The 16,323-nt window shown below is 73.4% G+C and carries 17 protein-coding genes; 11 read left to right on the forward strand and 6 right to left on the reverse strand.

What is annotated here, in order from left to right; all coding sequences use genetic code 11:
• Window positions 1-288 precede the first annotated feature (288 nt).
• From ABTY59_RS29390 to ABTY59_RS29400, 3 genes are read left to right on the forward strand one after another with little or no spacing between them, the layout of a single operon-like run.
• Window positions 289-1,146: an aminoacyl--tRNA ligase-related protein gene (locus ABTY59_RS29390; RefSeq protein WP_352022083.1), complete on the forward strand. Its 858-nt coding sequence runs from the start codon at window positions 289-291 to the stop codon at window positions 1,144-1,146.
• Window positions 1,147-1,198: 52 nt separating this feature from the next.
• Complete coding sequence (locus ABTY59_RS29395) at window positions 1,199-1,429, forward strand: acyl carrier protein (RefSeq protein ID WP_352022084.1); 231 nt, start codon at window positions 1,199-1,201, stop codon at window positions 1,427-1,429.
• The gene (locus ABTY59_RS29400) at window positions 1,416-2,060 is read left to right on the forward strand and encodes a 4'-phosphopantetheinyl transferase family protein (RefSeq protein ID WP_352022085.1); all 645 of its coding nucleotides are present in this window, start codon (window positions 1,416-1,418) and stop codon (window positions 2,058-2,060) included. The genes ABTY59_RS29395 and ABTY59_RS29400 overlap by 14 nt, the downstream gene beginning before the upstream one ends.
• On the opposite strand, the gene ABTY59_RS29405 is transcribed toward ABTY59_RS29400, so the two are convergent.
• Window positions 2,020-2,718, reverse strand: coding sequence for a hypothetical protein (locus ABTY59_RS29405; RefSeq protein WP_352022086.1), 699 nt, complete (start codon window positions 2,716-2,718; stop codon window positions 2,020-2,022). The two genes, ABTY59_RS29400 and ABTY59_RS29405, sit on opposite strands and share 41 nt — an antisense overlap.
• A 137-nt stretch (window positions 2,719-2,855) precedes the next feature.
• Here ABTY59_RS29405 and ABTY59_RS29410 point away from each other — a divergent pair, with 137 nt between their 5' ends.
• Window positions 2,856-3,908 (forward strand): AI-2E family transporter, encoded by a 1,053-nt coding sequence (locus ABTY59_RS29410; RefSeq protein ID WP_352022087.1) that lies wholly within the window; start codon window positions 2,856-2,858, stop codon window positions 3,906-3,908.
• Between the two features lie 120 nt (window positions 3,909-4,028).
• On the forward strand, window positions 4,029-5,678 hold the full coding sequence (locus tag ABTY59_RS29415) for a glycosyl hydrolase family 8 (RefSeq protein ID WP_352022088.1): 1,650 nt from the start codon (window positions 4,029-4,031) through the stop codon (window positions 5,676-5,678).
• Here ABTY59_RS29415 and ABTY59_RS29420 read toward each other — a convergent pair.
• Window positions 5,655-7,430: an FAD-dependent monooxygenase gene (locus ABTY59_RS29420; RefSeq protein WP_502995441.1), complete on the reverse strand. Its 1,776-nt coding sequence runs from the start codon at window positions 7,428-7,430 to the stop codon at window positions 5,655-5,657. The two genes, ABTY59_RS29415 and ABTY59_RS29420, sit on opposite strands and share 24 nt — an antisense overlap.
• Window positions 7,431-7,772: 342 nt before the next feature.
• On the opposite strand from ABTY59_RS29420, the gene ABTY59_RS29425 reads away from it, so the two are divergent.
• Window positions 7,773-8,129, forward strand: a complete 357-nt coding sequence (locus ABTY59_RS29425) for a hypothetical protein (protein ID WP_352022090.1) — start codon at window positions 7,773-7,775, stop codon at window positions 8,127-8,129.
• Window positions 8,130-8,135: 6 nt separating this feature from the next.
• On the opposite strand, the gene ABTY59_RS29430 is transcribed toward ABTY59_RS29425, so the two are convergent.
• Complete coding sequence (locus tag ABTY59_RS29430; protein ID WP_352022091.1) at window positions 8,136-9,521, reverse strand: MFS transporter; 1,386 nt, start codon at window positions 9,519-9,521, stop codon at window positions 8,136-8,138.
• A 121-nt stretch (window positions 9,522-9,642) separates the two neighbouring features.
• Window positions 9,643-10,029 (reverse strand): hypothetical protein, encoded by a 387-nt coding sequence (locus ABTY59_RS29435; protein ID WP_352022092.1) that lies wholly within the window; start codon window positions 10,027-10,029, stop codon window positions 9,643-9,645.
• A gap of 170 nt (window positions 10,030-10,199) precedes the next feature.
• Here ABTY59_RS29435 and ABTY59_RS29440 point away from each other — a divergent pair, with 170 nt between their 5' ends.
• The 3 genes from ABTY59_RS29440 (at window position 10,200) to ABTY59_RS29450 (ending at window position 12,398) form a co-directional block, all read left to right on the forward strand.
• Window positions 10,200-11,420 carry a serine hydrolase domain-containing protein gene (locus tag ABTY59_RS29440; protein ID WP_352022093.1) on the forward strand — a complete coding sequence of 407 codons (1,221 nt, stop codon included), beginning with the start codon at window positions 10,200-10,202 and terminating at the stop codon, window positions 11,418-11,420.
• 98 nt (window positions 11,421-11,518) lie between these two features.
• Complete coding sequence (locus tag ABTY59_RS29445) at window positions 11,519-11,917, forward strand: STAS domain-containing protein (protein WP_352022181.1); 399 nt, start codon at window positions 11,519-11,521, stop codon at window positions 11,915-11,917.
• Window positions 11,910-12,398, forward strand: a complete 489-nt coding sequence (locus ABTY59_RS29450) for an ATP-binding protein (protein WP_352022094.1) — start codon at window positions 11,910-11,912, stop codon at window positions 12,396-12,398. The genes ABTY59_RS29445 and ABTY59_RS29450 overlap by 8 nt, the downstream gene beginning before the upstream one ends.
• A 90-nt stretch (window positions 12,399-12,488) precedes the next feature.
• Here ABTY59_RS29450 and ABTY59_RS29455 read toward each other — a convergent pair whose 3' ends face one another.
• Both ABTY59_RS29455 and ABTY59_RS29460 read right to left on the reverse strand, forming a co-directional pair.
• Window positions 12,489-13,832: a carboxyl transferase domain-containing protein gene (locus tag ABTY59_RS29455; protein WP_352022095.1), complete on the reverse strand. Its 1,344-nt coding sequence runs from the start codon at window positions 13,830-13,832 to the stop codon at window positions 12,489-12,491.
• Window positions 13,833-13,962: 130 nt separating this feature from the next.
• On the reverse strand, window positions 13,963-14,421 hold the full coding sequence (locus ABTY59_RS29460) for a Crp/Fnr family transcriptional regulator (RefSeq protein ID WP_352022096.1): 459 nt from the start codon (window positions 14,419-14,421) through the stop codon (window positions 13,963-13,965).
• Between the two features lie 215 nt (window positions 14,422-14,636).
• On the opposite strand from ABTY59_RS29460, the gene ABTY59_RS29465 reads away from it, so the two are divergent.
• On the forward strand, window positions 14,637-15,392 hold the full coding sequence (locus tag ABTY59_RS29465; RefSeq protein ID WP_352022097.1) for an amino acid ABC transporter ATP-binding protein: 756 nt from the start codon (window positions 14,637-14,639) through the stop codon (window positions 15,390-15,392).
• Window positions 15,393-15,467: 75 nt separating this feature from the next.
• The gene (locus tag ABTY59_RS29470) at window positions 15,468-16,313 is read left to right on the forward strand and encodes a glutamate ABC transporter substrate-binding protein (RefSeq protein ID WP_352022098.1); all 846 of its coding nucleotides are present in this window, start codon (window positions 15,468-15,470) and stop codon (window positions 16,311-16,313) included.
• The last annotated feature ends 10 nt before the right edge of the window (window positions 16,314-16,323 follow it).

The raw sequence follows: 16,323 nt of genomic DNA on the forward strand, positions 1-16,323 counted from the left end.
CTCCAGAGGCGGTGGCCGGAGGTCAGGCGGCCACGTCGTTCAGAAGAATTGGTTTAGACCAACGCTTCTGTCAAGTGCCCCATCGATATGGGGAGTCAAGGGTCCGATGGGCTGGATCGTGCCTCTTTGTGGCGACTGCTTTGGTCTAGACAACCATCGGTGAGCTGGCTTAGTGTCCCCATGCGCAGTCCGGTCCCTGATGGCGCATCAGGCGGCTTCTTCGCCGTGCCGTGGTCGACGAGGACCCCACGCCTTGACTGTTCGCCCACGCCCAGAGGGAGCGTTTCCATGAGCACACCCAGCACCGCGGTCCTGCCGGACGGCGGCCTGAAGAGCCCCGGCGCCGGCCTGATCACCCTCGACCCGGTCCGCACCGCCCTGCTGCACGGTCTGGACGCCCTCCTCACCGGCCTCGCCACGCGGCTCTCCGCCCCCGAGGTCGTGGGCCCGCCGCTGCTCTCCGTGGAGGGCCTCGCGCGCCTCGACTTCTTCCGCAACTTCCCCCACCTCGGCGTCTCCGCCGGACGCTTCGCCCCCGACGCGCTCGACGGGCTCGCGACGGGGGAGTCCCCCGGCGAACTGCCGCTCCGGCCGACCGGGTACCTCCTGCCCTCCGCCACCTGCTACGGCCTGCTGCTCTCCCTGGAGGGCCGGGACGTGGGCGAGGACGGGCTCCGGCTCTCCGCCGCCGGCCGCTGCTTCCGCAACGAGACCCACTACGACGGACTGCGCCGCCTGTGGGGCTTCCACATGCGCGAGGTCCTCTACCTCGGCACCCAGCAGGGCTCCCTCGACCACCTGGACCAGGGCGCCGAGTTCGTCCAGGAGGCGGCCGCACGCCTCGGCCTCGAACTGACCAGGGCCGTGGCCGACGACCCGTTCTACGACAAGGGCGGCTCCCGCGCCCGGCTGATGGCCCTCGACCCCGTCAAGCACGAGTTCAGTGCCCCCGACGGCACCGCCATCGCCTCCGTGAACCGGCACCGCAACTTCTTCGGCGAGCGCCTCGGCATCCGCGCGGGCTCCGCAGGCCCCGCGTACAGCGCCTGCGTCGCCTTCGGCGTCGAGCGCTGGGTGCACGCGATGATCCTCGCCCACGGCACCCCCGAACAGGCCCTCGACCGGCTGCGCGAGGCGAGCGTCTAGCCCGTCCCCGTACCGCCCCCCTTCGTCCCACAGCAAGGAGCGTCACCACCCCATGGATCCCATCGCCGCGTGGCTCCACGAGAAGAACCCCGGTCTCGACGGGCCGATCGACGCCGACGAGGACCTCATCGAGGCCCGGCTCATCGACTCCATGGACTTCCTGGAGTTCATCGACCTCCTGGAGGAGCTCTCCGGCAGCTCCATCGACCTCCAGGAGGTCACCATCGACGACTTCCGCACCATCGGCCGCGTCCAGGAGCGCTTCCTGAGTGCCGCGCCGTGACCCCGCGCCGCCGGTGACGGCCCTGGCCGTCGTGGCGACCACCCGGGAGGTCCTGGACCATCCCGACCTGCACGAAGGCCTGCTCGCCCGCTGGGAACGCCGACGGCTCGACCGGATACGCGTACCGAGCCGCCGCGACGACGTCCTCGCGGCCCGTCTCCTCGTCCGGCTCTGCGTGTCCCGGTTCACCGGGCTCCCGCCACGGGCCTCGGGCCCGGACCAGTTCTGCGAGGAGTGCCGCCGGCCCGGGCACGGCCGCCCGTACCTGAGCCGCCGGCCCGGGACCGGCGTCAGCCTGAGCCACGCCGACGGCCTCGCGGCGGCGGCCGTCGGCCCCGGCCCGCTCGGCATCGACGTGGAACCCGCGGCGCGCAGGCCCGGCCCCCTCCCCGTGCTGCGGCGGCTCCTCCCCGGAGGCGCTCTGCGCGAGGCGGAGGCGGGGCCCGACCCCGGCGCGGCGCTGCTGCGCCTCTGGGTGCGCGGCGAGGCCCGGTTCAAGGCCGGAGGCCACGAGGGCCTGCGCCTCCTGGAGTGGACCGACCACGACCGGGACGCGGTCGCGGCGGTCGCCGGGACCGGGCCCGTCACCGTCATCGCATGCGGGGACCCAGGGTCCGTACGACCTCCGTGAGGACCTTCGCGCTCCAGTTGCGCTCCGACTCGGGGTACTCGCCGACGCCGTCCGCGGTGGACAGGCCGCTCACCTCGAACTGGTACGGGCCCTGGTGGCAGGTGGGACCGTCGGAGACGTCCGGCAGGAAGCAGCCCTCGGTGCCCAGCGAGGTGCCCAGGTCCCGGAACTCCTTCTTGTACGTGCCCTCGGCCGCCCGCTTCTTCGCGGACGTCAGGTCCTCGGCGTAGTTCCGCTCCACGAGCGCGGGATCGGCGATGGCCGTGAAGGTGACCTTGACGCTGCTGTTGTGGGCGCTCTCGTACGCGGCCGGCAGCCCGAACCTGAACTCGCAGCCGCCCGCCGGGACGTCGCCGGTCGTGCCCGGCGCGGACTCGGAGAGGGGGCTGAAGTCGATGATCGTGACCTTCACCGGCTCCCGCGCCACGTCCTTCGCCTGCGGGAGGATCGCCCGGATCTCCTCGTCGCTCAGCACCTCGCAGGCGTTCGGCCACTGACCGAGCGTCAGCGAGGCGTTCGCGGGCGGGCGCGCGGCCAGCCGCGGGCCCGACGGCTTCGCCGCGCCGAACTCGAGGGGCGGCGGTTCGCTGCTGCACCCCGAGAGCGCGAGAGGAGCGGCCACGGCGAGGACGAGGCACCACCGGTTCAGTCTGGACACGTCACGTTCCCCCGAAAGTGAAGACGCCGGAATCGGGGACCATTGTGCACACCGGACGGCCGAATGACGGGACCGGGTCGGGGGAATCCCGTGCTCCGCGCGTGGCCCGACGGTCCGGCGGTGGTACGTCGATGGCCATGCTGCCAGCCACACCCCCGACGGTCTCCCCCCTCCTCCGTACGGCCGCCGCCTACGCGTGGCGGGTGCTCGTCGTCGGCCTCCTCGTCTACGCCCTGTTCGCGGTGCTCGGGCGCTTCCACGAGATCGGAGTGGCCGTCTTCCTCGGCCTGGTGATCACCGCGCTGCTCCGGCCCGTCGCCGACCTGGTCGCCCGGGTACTGCCCCGCGCCCTGGCGGTGGCCCTCACCCTGCTCGGCGGCATCGTGCTCGTCCTCGGGGTGCTCGCGCTGGTCGGCGAGGCCGTCGCGGGGGAGCGGACCACGCTGGTGCGCGAGTTCCGGGACGGCATCGGCCGGATCGAGGACTGGCTGGAACGCCCGCCGTTCCGCCTCGACCCCGACGCGCTCTCCGGCCTGCAGTCGAAGATCGGGGACTTCCTCTCCAGCCACCGCTCGACCCTGCTCAGCGAGGCGATGAGCGGGGCCGGACACGTCGTCGCCGTCCTCACCACCCTTGCCCTCGGCCTGTTCTCCGCCGTGTTCTTCATCCACTCCGGCGACCGGCAATGGGCGTGGTTCCAGGAGCAGCTGCCGGCGTCGGTGCGCGACCGGGTCGGCATCGGCGGGCGTGCGGCCTGGCGCACCTTCACCGGCTACACGCACGGCATCGTCCTGGTGGCCGCGGTGAACGCGGTGCTCGTCGGGATCGCGCTCTGGGCCCTCGGCGTCCCGCTCGCGGTGCCGCTGGCCCTCCTGGAGTTCCTCGCCGCCTTCATCCCGCTGATCGGCTCGCCGATCGCCCTCGCGGTCGCCGCCGTCGTCGCGCTCGCCTCGCAGGGCCCGCTGGTGGCGGCGATCGTCGTCGCCCTGATCGTGGTCATCGGCCAGATCGAAGGGCACCTGCTGCACCCGCTGGTCATGAGCTGGGCGGTGCGGCTGCACCCGCTGGTCGTGGCCATCTCGGTGATCGCCGGCTCGATCGCCGCCGGCGTCGTGGGCGCGGTGGTGGCCGTGCCGCTGGTCTCGGTCGTCTGGTCGGTCCACACGGCGCTGCGGGCCGCGCGCGGCTGAGTTCACCGGTGCCGGGGGTCTTGCGCGGGGCGGACGGTCTCTCTACTCTCCGTGCCCGATGGTTAGGAACATTTCCTAACCATTGGCGAGGGAGGGACCATGGAGGGAAAGGGAGTTGACATGCGTCGACGAAGCGTCACGCTTCTCGGACTCGCGGGTCTGCTGGCGTTGCCCCTGACGGTCATGCCGCAGGCGCAGGCCGCCGACGGCCTGGTGTCCGGCGGAAAGCAGGTGGCGGCCTCGTCCGTCGAGACCTCGGCCTTCGGCCCGGGCCTCGCCGTGGACGGCAGCACGGCCACCCGCTGGGCGAGCGTCGAAGGGGTCGACCCGCAGTGGATACGGATCGACCTCGGCACCCAGCACACGATCTCCCGGGTGAAGCTCAACTGGGAGGCCGCGTACGGCAAGGCGTACCGCATCCAGACGTCCGCCGACGGTTCGACCTGGACGGACGTCTACTCCACCGGCGCCGGTGACGGCGCCACCGACGACCTCACGGTCTCGGGCAGCGGCCGGTACGTCCGGATGTACGGCACGGGCCGCGGCACGGCGTACGGCTACTCCCTCTGGGAGTTCGAGGTGTACGGAGCGCCCACCACCGGCGGCGGGGGAGGCGGCGGACCGGCCGTCCCGTTCGGCAGCCACCTCAAGCCCTACGCCGCCGGCATCCTGAAGCCGACCGGCAGTCAGTCCGCCCTCGACCAGAAGGTCGTCGACTACTACAACAAGTGGAAGGCCGCGTTCGTCCGCCAGAACTGCGGCAACGGCTGGTACCAGATCATCTCGCCCGACGCCGACCACCCGTACGTTGCCGAGGCGCAGGGGTACGGCATGGTCGTCACCGCCACCATGGCGGGCGCCGACCCGGACGCCAAGAAGATCTTCGACGGCCTCGTCAAGTGGAAGATCGACCACCCCTCCTCGGTCAACCCGAACCTCCTCGCCGCCGAACAGGACACCGCCTGCAAGAGCGTCAACGGCGGGGACGGCGCCACCGACGGCGACATGGACGTGGCCTACGGCCTGCTCCTCGCCGACAAGCAGTGGGGCAGCACCGGCACGTACAACTACAAGGACCTCGCGCTCAAGCACATCGCCGCCATCAAGAAGGACGAGGTCAACTCCACGACCAAGCTCCTGAAGCTGGGCGACTGGAGCAGCTCGGGCGACCAGTACTACTACATCTCCCGCACCTCGGACTGGATGATCGACCACTTCCGCGCCTTCCGCGCGGCCTCGGGCGACACCACCTGGGACGCGGTGCGCAGCGCCCACCAGACGCAGATCTCCCGCCTCCAGTCCACGTACGCCTCCGGCACCGGACTCCTGCCCGACTTCGTCGTCGACACCAACACCACGCCCAAGCCCGCCCCCGGGGAGGTCCTGGAGGACCCGAACGACGGCGCCTACTGGTGGAACGCCTGCCGCACGCCCTGGCGCATCGCCGACGACGCCGTGACCAGCGGCGACACCGGTTCCCTCGCCGCCGCCCGCAAGGTCAACGGCTGGATCAAGACGAAGACCGGCGGCGACCCGAACAAGATCGCCGTCGGCTACAAGCTCAACGGCACCCAGATCTCCTCGGGCAGCGAGGCCGCCTTCTTCGCCCCGTTCGCGGTGGCGGCGATGACCGACCCGGGCAGCCAGGCCTGGCTCGACGCCCTGTGGAACAAGATGGTGGCGACCCCGGTCGATACGAGCAGCTACTTCTCGGCCAGCATCCAGCTCCAGGTCATGATCACGGCCTCAGGCAACCACTGGGTCCCGTAGCGGGGCGTCCCGCCGCACGGACAGGGCCCTGAGGAAGCCGCTCAGGGCGGCGGCGGTACCCGCGAGCGGGAAACGGGCGCCCAGCTGCCCGTCGGGACGGACCAGGAAACCGGTGGCGCCGTCGGGGAGATAGAGCCGTGCGAACTCCCCGGCGGCGTCTAGGTACACGGGCACGGCGGGGGCCGGGGGACCGGCGGAACCGTCCGGTGGGACGGACCCGTCCGTCCCGGTCCCGTCCGCTCCGGTGGTCCTGGCCGGCCCCGTCCCGCCCGCGAGGATCACCACGGCCGGGGCGCCGCCCGTCGCCCGGACGGCCTCGGCCGCCGCCGCCAGCTCGCCCCCGTCCGACCCGTACAGCAGCACCACGTGCCCCGGGCGCCCCCGCAGCACGTCGAGGAGCCGCAGCGGATAGACGGCGACCGGGGTGGTCAGGCCCCCGCAGTCCGGGGCGCGGTCGCCCGGCTGCGGGGCGTCCTCGGGGCCGTACGGAGCACCGGACAGCGGCCCGCCCCGGTAGCCGACGAGCAGCTGCGCCTCGCGCAGGAGCAGCGTCCGCCGGTCCTCGGGATCGGCGTCGATCCCCTTCACGGCGTGCCGCACGGTCCGGCCGACGACCTCCTCGCCGACCGGGCGGCGCTCGGCGTCGTAGGTGGCGAGCAGCTCGGGCCCGGCGTCGCCCCGCACCACCAGGGCGAGCTTCCAGGCCAGGTTGCAGGCGTCCTGCACACCCGTGTTCATGCCCTGCGCGCCGGTGGGCGGATGGATGTGCGCCGCGTCGCCCGCCACGAAGACCCGGCCCCGCCCGTACTGGTCGACGATGCGGTGGCTGATGCGGAACACGGAGGACCAGCGCAGCCCCGACAGCCGCGCGGGGCGCGGCGCCAGACGGTCGACGACCGCCTGGAGGTCCGCGAGCCCCGGGACCCGGCCGCCCGTCACACCGTGCGCCACACCGTCCGGCGCGTCCGCGCCCGGATCCCCGGCGAGCTCCTGCGGGAGCCTCATCGACATCCGGTACCGCCCCGCCCCCGGCAGCGGGATGCACACCAGCGTGTCGCCGGGGGAACCGTCGGGCGCCCGGCGGACCGAGCGGACGCCGTAGTCGTGCGGCAGGTCCCAGTCGGCCACGACGTCGCCGAGCATGAACGCCTCCTGGAACGCCCCGCCCCCGAAGGACAGGCCGAGCGTCTTCCGCACGACGCTGTGCGCGCCGTCGCAGCCGATCAGATACGGGACCCGCAGCTCCTCGTCGGTGCCCGACGCCGTCCGCAGTCGCGCGGTCACCCCGTCCCGGTCCTGGGTGAAGGACACCAGTTCGGTGCCGCGCTCGATCACCGTCCCCAGCCGGGCGACGTACCGCTCCAGGAGCCGCTCCGTCTCGTACTGCGGCAGCGCGGCGAACCCATAGGGCACCTCGGGCGGCATCTCCAGCTCCATGCGGCCCTGCTCGCGGCCGTCGACGTACAGCAGCTGGCCGCGCAGCGGCACGGCGGCCTCCAGGACGTCCCGGACCAGACCCATCCGGTCCCAGAGCTCCAGGGTGCGCGGTTGGATCCCGACCGCCTTGGCGTACGGGAGACGGGCCTGCAGCCGGTCGACGAGACGGCAGTGCACGCCGTGCCGGCGCAGCTCGGCGGCCGCGCTCAGGCCGACCGGGCCGGCGCCCACGATCAGGACGTCGGTGGTGGTGCGGTGGTGCGCCACGCGTGCCTCCAGCACTGGCTCGCCCCCCGGCAGGTTCCCGTAAGCCATCGTGACCCGCGTCCGTCGCGTCGGCGAGCGGTACGGCCGTCCGGAGGCGCGGGGGAGCGGTACGGCCGTCCGGAGGCGCGGGGGAGCGGGCCCGCCATGAGGGCGCGTCCGCCGGGGCCGGCAGCATGACGCACCGCGCGGGCCACCGCGCCGCCGCCCTGGCCAGGACCCCGGAGGCTCGTTCACCGCCCGGCTCCTCGTCGCCGGCCGCACCCGGCACGACCACTTCGCCGGCCGCTGGCTCGTACGCGACGGACTCGTGCTCACGGCCGTCGTCCCGGCCCGGTGGACGCACCGGTACAACACGGAACCGGGCGCCGCCCTCCGGCGTCCGTCCCGGGCATGAGCGAGAACCCGTCACAGGAATCACGGGACCGGGCCGAGAGCGCCGTCGGCTGCCTGCTCGCCGTCGTCGGCGTCGCGGTCGCGGGCGCCTTCGCGCTGCCCAGGGCCGCGTACAGCATCGACGGCGGCTTCGAGGCGCACGCCCGCGACTGGGGCGTGATCCTCGTCGACCTGCCGCTCATCCTCTTCGCCGGTCTCGTCGTCCCGCCGCTGACCTGGGCGGCGGCCGTCCGGCGGCTCCGGCCCTGGGTGGCGGCGCTCGTCTGCGTCGCCGTCGCGGGCCTCGCGCTGTGGGGGCTCGCGGCCTGGTGGCATCCGCGACAGCCGGACCCCGGCTACGGGCCCGGCATCTGACGGTCCCTAGGGCCGGGGCGCCGTGCGGGCCGCGACGAGGAGGAAGAGCCCGCACGCCGACACGATCAGCCAGCCCGGACGGCTCGCCGCGGCGAGGCCCGCCGGGTCCGCGCCCGCGACGAGGCCGCCGGCGACGGCGATGCCGACCGCCACGCCGACCTGGCGCGAGGTGGACGTGATCGCCCCCGCCACTCCGGCCCGGGACGGCGGCAGCCCGCCGACCGCGGCGTTCGTCAGCGGGGCGTTGGCGAACCCGAACCCGATCCCGATCAGCAGGAAGGCCACCAGGAGCAGCCGCAGGTCCGTGTGGCCGTCCAGGCGGGCCAGGCACAGACCGCCGGCGGCGGTGAACCCGCCCGCGAGGAGCAGCGGTCGGCGGGGCCCGACGCGCCCCACCAGGACTCCGGACCAGGGCGCGCACAGCGTGGCCCCGAGCGCCATGGGCAGCGTCGCGGCGCCGCTCGCGAGCGGCGTCCAGCCACGGGCCTGCTGGAGGTAGAGGGTGCTGAGCAGCAGCGTCACGTTGAGGGCGACGAACACCGCCGTGGCGCCGAGCACCGCCGTGACGAACGGCGGGCGGCGGAACAGGCCGAGGTCCATCAGGGGCTCGTCGCGCCGGAGTTCGACCCGCACGAAGGCGGCCGCGGCCGCCGCGGTCAGCACGTACCCGACGAGTGCCGTGGGCGACGTCCAGCCGATGTGGGGGCCCTCGATGAGCAGACCGACGGTGAGGCCGAGCACCGCGGTGAGGAGCACCTGGCCCGGCAGGTCGAGGCGCCGGGCGCGCTGCCCACGGGACTCCGGCACGAACAGCGCGACCAGGACGAGGGCGAGGAGCACCACCGGCACGTTGAACCAGAACACCGCGCGCCAGCCGAACGCGCCGATCAGCGCCCCGCCGGTGACCGGGCCCGCCGCCATGCTCAGCCCGAACACCGAGGCCCACACGCCGATCGCGCGGGCCCGCTCCCGGGGGTCGGGCATCGCGTTCACCACGATCGCCAGGGCCACCGGGCTCAGCATCGAGGCCCCGATCCCCTGGACGGCCCTGGCGGCCACCAGCACGCCGAGCGAGGGGGCGAGGGCGCACGCGAGGGAGGCCAGACCGAAGACGAGCAGCCCGTACCGGAAGACCCGGCGGCGGCCGAGGCGGTCGGCGAGGGCGCCGGCGACGATGAGCAGACCGGCCATGACCACGGTGTACGCGTCGACGACCCATTCGAGGCCGCGGGTGCCCACGTCGAGGCCCCGCCCGATCTCGGGCAGGCCCACGTTGACGATGGTGGCGTCGACGCCGACGAGGAACATGCTGAGCGCGCAGACCGCGAGCACCGTCCAGCGCCTGCGTGGACTCAGTGGGGCGGGTGGGGCGGGCAGGGACGTCGTGAGCACGTGAATCTCCCCCTTCGACAAGTGCGGACGCCGTCCAGACTCGGCCCGGGGGAGGAGGAGTGGCAAAGAAACTTGCGGAACCCGCAAACCGGCGGTCGAAGCCGGAGAGAGGCAACCGGCGTCAGAGGGAGACGAAGAGGTCCCCGGGGGCGTCGTCCAGGACGAACCAGTTGTCGAACCGGACCCGGACCGTCAGCCGGAGCTTCCGATCCCGGTACGCGACCCACGCGGGTTCCAGGGAGCCGACCTGCTCCTCCAGCTGCTGCCTGCTGCCGGGGGGCATCTGGTGGCCGAAGTCGTCGAGCAGCGACTTGAGCCGCTCGTACTCGCGGACCTCCTGGCTCTGCGGCCGGTCCTCGTCGACCCGCTCGACCGTGCCCTCGACGCCGGCCGGCAGGACCAGGAAGCCCGCGCCCGCCTCCGTGTCCGCGGCCTCGGCGGGGACGACGTGCCCGGCCAGCCGGAGATCGGCCGTCAGTCTCACCCTGCGGCCCACTGTGAGCGTCATCGGTCCTTCGTCTCCAGGTGTCGGGGCTGTCATTATCCGGCACCGGGCATCCGACGCCCCCGTACGGGTGGACTCGCCGCAGGGCCGCCCCGAGGAGGGGCCGACACGGCGGCTCCGGTGGTGATGTGGCCGTCCCGAAGCTCTCCTGACCCGGAAGAGGCTCCCCCCTCATGCGACGTACCCCCTCCCGGCGGCTGTTCGCCGCGACGCTGCTCGTGGCCTCCGTCCTCGCCCCGATCGCGGCCACGCCCGCCGCCGCCGTGCACGCGGCCCCGGTCGCCGCCCCCGCCGTGGGCGTCGACGGGCACGGCGAGGACGACTGCCCGCCGGGCGGACTCGGCCCCGAGCTCACCGCCCGGCTCGACAAGGCCATCGCGGACGTCCGCGCGCAGGCCGGCATCCCCGGGGTCGCCGTCGGCCTCTGGATCCCCGGCCAGGGCAGCTACGTCCGCGCGACGGGCGTCGCCGACAAGACCACCGGCGAGCCGATGTCCACCGACGGCTACATCCGCATCGGCAGCGAGACCAAGACCTTCACCGTCACGGCGCTCCTGAAGCTCGTCGACGACCACCGGATCAGGCTGGACGACCCCATCGCCCGCTACGTCCACGGCGTGCCGAACGGTCACCGGATCACCCTGCGGCACCTCGCCGAGATGCGCAGCGGCCTCTTCCCCTACACCTCCGACCCGGACTTCATCCACGACCTGCTCAGCGACCCGCAGCGCTACTTCACGCCGGAGCAGTCGCTCGCGTACGGCTTCAAGCACAAGAACACCTTCCGGCCCGGCGAGAAGTTCGAGTACTCGAACAGCAACCTGGTGCTCCTCGGCCTGGTGGTCGAGAAGGTCAGCGGACAGCCCCTCGCGCAGTTCCTCCGCAACCGGGTGCTCCGCCCGGCCCACCTGCGCCACACGCTCCTCCCGAGCGGGCCCGAGTTCCCCGAGCCGCACCCCCGCGGCTACACGAACCAGACGCTCGACGGCTCGACCGTGGACAGCACCGACTGGAACCCCAGCTGGGCGTGGGCGGCCGGGGCGATGATCTCCGACCAGCGCGACCTGCGGCGCTGGGCGAAGATCCTCGCCACCGGCGAGCTGCTGAGCCCCGAGACGCAGGCGCAGCGTCTCCGGTTCATCCCCACGGGCGTCCCCGGCCTCGGCTACGGCCTCGGCATCTTCGACGCCAACGGCTGGATCGGGCACAACGGCTCGATTCCGGGGTACGAGACGGTCACGGTGTACCTGCCGGAGAAGGACGCCACGCTGGTGATCATGATCAACACGGACAGCCTCAGCCAGGGGCAGGAGCCTTCCACGCTGCTGGCCCGCGCGATCACGTCGGTCGTGACCCCGGACCACGTCTACGACGGCGCGGTCCAGCCCCGCTGACGGCGGGGTGCGGACACGCCCGGCCGGAGCCCAGCGGAGGTCGATTCCGCACGCGTGGCCGAGACTGGGTGGGGAGAGAAGGAGGTGGGCGCGTGGCCATGGGCGCCGACGGGGGCACGGGGCAGCGGTTCGTCGTCAGGGTCGGGGCCGGGACGTCCGACGAGGTCGTGGTCCTCGGCCTCGGCGGCGAGCTCGACCACGACACCGTCGCCCCGCTGCGCCGCGCGCTCGAGGACTGCGCCCGCGCCCGAAGGGTCGTCGTCGACTGCTCGGACCTCGCCTTCTGCGACTCGACCGGTCTGAACGAACTGCTGAGGGCGCGCGTGCGGCTGCGGGAGACCGGCGGGACCCTGGACCTCGCCGGGCTCCGGCCGCCGGTGTCCCGGATGTTCGAGATCACCGGGGCCCGGACCGTGTTCCGGGTGTACGAGGACGCCGCCGAGGCGCTGGCCGACGAGCAGGCCGGACCGCGGGACACGGGAGAAGCCCATGGCTGACGGCGCTGCGGGGCCCCCGGACCAGATCCGCAGGCTCGTGCTGCACGGCACGCGCGGCGTCGTCTCGCGCTGCCGGGACTTCACGGCGCGGGCCCTGACCGACTGGGGGTGGATCCCGGCGGACGGCGAGGAGGCGGAGGAGCGGGTCGAGGACGTCCTGCTGCTCGTCTCGGAGGTCGTCACCAACGCCTGTCTGCACGCCGGAGGCCCCGAGGAGTTCGTCCTGCGCCACACGGCGGGGCGGCTGCGGGTGGAGGTGTCCGACGGCAGCCCGGACCATCCGCGCGTCCGTACCCCACGGTCGCCGGGACTGCCCGGCGGGCACGGCCTGCTGGTCCTGGACCGGCTCGCCGGCGCCTGGGGCAGCCGCGACAAGGGCCCGGGAGCCGTGGGCAAGGTGGTCTGGCTGGAGATCGACCGCCCTCCCGGCAGCCGCGAGGACCGGGAGGAGAAGAGCCGGGACGGGCGTGGCGCGGTGTGAGCCTCGACCGGTGTGGCGCAGCCGGGAGGAGCAGCGTGACGGAGCTCGTCGACCGGCCGCTGGCCGACGGCTCCCTTCACCCGTCGCGGCTCACCCCGCCGCTCCCACGATGCCCCTGACCACCCCCAGCGCGGCCAGGTCCGCCGGGCGGAGGCGCAGATGGTCGGCCGTCGTCGGGGACTCCTCCGGAGGGCGCTTGAGGATCGCCGTGGCCAGTTCGGGGGCGATGACGGAGAAGTAGCTGTCCGGCGTGGCCCAGGTGTTGCCCGGTGCCGCGAGGGCGAGCGCGCCGCCCGAACCGCCCTCCCCGATGAGCAGCGACGTGAGCGGGGTCCGGGCCGAGGCGACCGCGGCGAAGAGGTCGGCGATCGCGGTCCCCGCGCCCGCGCGTTCCGCCGCCGGGTCGTTCGCGGCGCCCGGGGTGTCGACGAGCGTGAGCACCGGGACGCCGAGGCGGCCGGCCAGGCGCACGAGGCGGGCCGCCGTGCGGAAACCGGCCGGGCGGGTCGCGGTGCCGCACTGCGCCGCGTAGGCGACGGTACGGCCGTCGGCGAGCCGTCCGAAGCCGCACCGCATGCCCGGGTCGACGCCCCCGCAGCGGTCGCCCGAGATCTCCTCGCGCAGCGTGAAGTGGGCGTCCAGGTACGCGGCGGCGCGGGGCCGGTCCGGGTGCCGGGCGCGCGCGACGGCCTCCCGCCCGCTCGGCGCGGGCGGCGCTCCCGGGTCCCCGAGCGCGTACGGTGGCGCGACCGGGCCCTCGGCGGGGCGGACCAGCAGCGAGAGCCAGCGCCCGAGGGTCTCGCGCAGCGCGGCGGGCGGCACGATCGCGTCGACGTGGCCGTGGGCGAGCTGCGCCTCGGCGGTGTACGCCGCCGGGTCCGCGTCCGGCGGCCGCACCCGGGAGCCGGCGAAGGCGACCTGGGCGCCGGGCAGGGCGAGGACGATGTCGGAGCCCGCGCCGAGCGTGGCCCAGCCGCCGCCCGTGGTCGGGTCCCGCAGGACCGCGACCTGCGGCAGCCCGGCGGCCCGGGTCAGCTCCGACTCGCGCGCCAGGTACTGGAGTTGGAGCAGTGCGCGCATGCCCTCGTGCATCCGGCTGCCGCCGGTGGCCGGCAGGACGACGACGGGCAGCCGGCGCTCCCGGGCCAGGGCGTGGGCGGCGGCCGCGCGTGCGCCCGTCCGCTCCCCGAGGGACCCGCCGAGGAACCGGAACTCGAAGGAGATCAGTACCGCCGTCACCCCGCCCACCACGGCGGTGCCGCAGACCACCGACTCGGTCTCGCCGGTGCGCTCGCCGGCGCGGGCGTGCGCGGCCGAGTAGCCGGGCCAGCCGATCGGCCCGTCACCGGTCAAGGGGCCTTCGTCGAAGAGCAGTTCGCGGAAGTCGTCGGTGACGAGGGCGATCGCCTCGCGGGCCGTCGTCGGGTCGCTCATGCGGGCCTCGCCGCTCCTCGCCGGAGTCCGCGTACGGGATCGTACGGGGGCGTGCAGTGCTGCGCCTCCACCGTACCGTCCGGGGCCCGGGCCGAGGGGCCCGGGCCGGGGCCGTTCCCGCGGGTGCCGGTCAGGCCAGGATGCCGCTCCCGTGCGGGGCGTACAGGTCGAGGAGGCGGACCCGGGTCACATGGAGACGGTGGGCGAGGATCGACCCCACCCAGAACGTGACCGACGCGCCGAACTCCGTGTCGGAGTGGCACATCGACCGGACGGCCGGGGCGTCGAACTCGTACGCCCGCACCGGGGTCATCGCCTCGGCACCCGACTGGCACAGGTACGGCGGGAACAGCCAGGACAGCCCCACCAACTCACCGTGGCGCAGGGTCTCGATCACGGGCGCCCCCCGGCCGGGCACCTTCGCGTCGAGGGTCACCGCGCCCGTCTTGACGATCCAGAACCGGTCGGCGTGCTGCTGCTCCTCGAAGAGGCGGTGGCCGGAATCGAAGTACACGTCCTCGGCGAAGGCCATCAGGCGCTCCCGGTGCTCCTGCGGCAACGTGCTGACCTTGGGTGCGGCTCTGCTCATGGCGGACCCTCCTCGCGCACTCGGCTCCCACCCCCAGTGTGGGCCCGCCCGCCCCCGGACGCAGGATCCGGGAGGACCGACCGGGTGCCGGAGCGAAGGGTGGGCGCCCGGTCACCTTCCGTACGCCCGTCGTCCGGAGTGCGCGCGCCGGGCCGAGGGCGGAGCATGAACGTGAGGAGGGAGCGGCAAGCGGGGGCGTGACCCTGGAGGGTGCCATGCCCGTCCCGGACGGCGGCGACGCGCTCGTCGTCTTGCGCGGGGTCGACAAGCACTTCGGCCCCCTCCACGTGCTCCAGGCCATCGACCTCACGATCCACCGCGGCGAGGTCGTCGTCGTCATCGGGCCGTCCGGCTCGGGGAAGTCGACGCTGTGCCGGGCGATCAACCGCCTGGAGACCGTCGACGCCGGCGAGATCGTCGTCGACGGGCGGCCGCTGCCCGCCGAGGGCCGTGAACTGGCGGCCCTGCGGGCCGACGTGGGCATGGTCTTCCAGTCCTTCAACCTCTTCGCCCACAAGACGGTGCTCGGCAACGTGACCCTGGGCCAGATCAAGGTCCGGAAGAAGGACCGGCGGGAGGCCGAGGAGCGGGCCCGCGCCCTCCTCGACCGGGTCGGGGTCGCCTCGCAGGCCGACAAGTACCCGGCCCAGCTCTCCGGGGGCCAGCAGCAGCGCGTGGCGATCGCCCGCGCCCTCGCCATGGATCCGAAGGTGATGCTCTTCGACGAGCCGACCTCCGCGCTCGACCCCGAGATGATCAACGAGGTCCTTGAGGTCATGCGGCAGCTCGCCCGGGACGGCATGACGATGGTGGTCGTCACCCACGAGATGGGTTTCGCCCGCTCCGCGGCCAACCGCGTCGTCTTCATGGCCGACGGGAGGATCGTCGAGGAGACGACCCCGGACGAGTTCTTCAGCAACCCGCGCACCGAGCGCGCCAAGGACTTCCTCTCCAAGATCCTCCACCACTGACCCGTCCGAGACCTCGTCACCGAGCCGCGGCCGTTCGCCCGGTCGCCCGACCAGCAGCTTCCAGGGGTGATCCTCATGAACCCGCTCAGGACCCGCAGGGCCACCGTCGCCGTGGCCGCGGCCGTCGTCCTCTCCTTCACCTCCGCCGGATTCGCGAACGGGGCGGCGGCGCTCCGCGACCACGACGACGGCGACAAGATCACCGTAGGCATCAAGTTCGACCAGCCCGGCATCGGCCTGAAGACCCCCGACGGCACCTACACGGGCTTCGACGTGGACGTGGCGACGTACGTCGCCAAGCAGCTCGGCCACGACCCGTCCGACATCGTGTGGAAGGAGGCGAAGAGCGCCGACCGGGAGACGCTGCTCCAGCGCGGCGACGTGGACTTCATCGCGGCCTCGTACTCGATCAACGACAAGCGGGCCGAGAAGGTCGACTTCGCCGGTCCCTACCTCCTCGCCCACCAGGACGTCCTGATCCGCGCCGACGACGACTCGATCAAGAAGCCGTCCGACCTGAACAACAAGAAGCTCTGCTCGGTCACCGGCTCCACCTCCGCGCAGAACGTCAAGGACAAGATCGCCCCCGACGCCCAGCTCCAGGAGTACGGCGGCTACTCCGAGTGCCTGACCGGCCTGGAGAACGGGGTCATCGACGCCGTCACCACCGACGACTCGATCCTCGCCGGATACGCCGCGCAGCCCGAGTTCAAGGGCAAGTTCAAGCTCGGCGGCTTCAAGATGAGCAACGAGAACTACGGCATCGGCGTGCAGAAGGGCAGCGACCTCAAGGCCAAGATCAACACCGCCCTGGAGAAGATGGTCGCCGACGGCTCCTGGGACGCGGCGGTCAAGAAGAACTTCGGCCCCGCCGGCTACCAGAACGAACCCGCCCCGAAGATCGGCGTCATCGTCCAGTGAGCAGGCCGCC

It is taken from the genome of Streptomyces sp. NPDC096079 (assembly GCF_040303145.1).
In the GTDB taxonomy this organism is placed as follows: domain Bacteria; phylum Actinomycetota; class Actinomycetes; order Streptomycetales; family Streptomycetaceae; genus Streptomyces.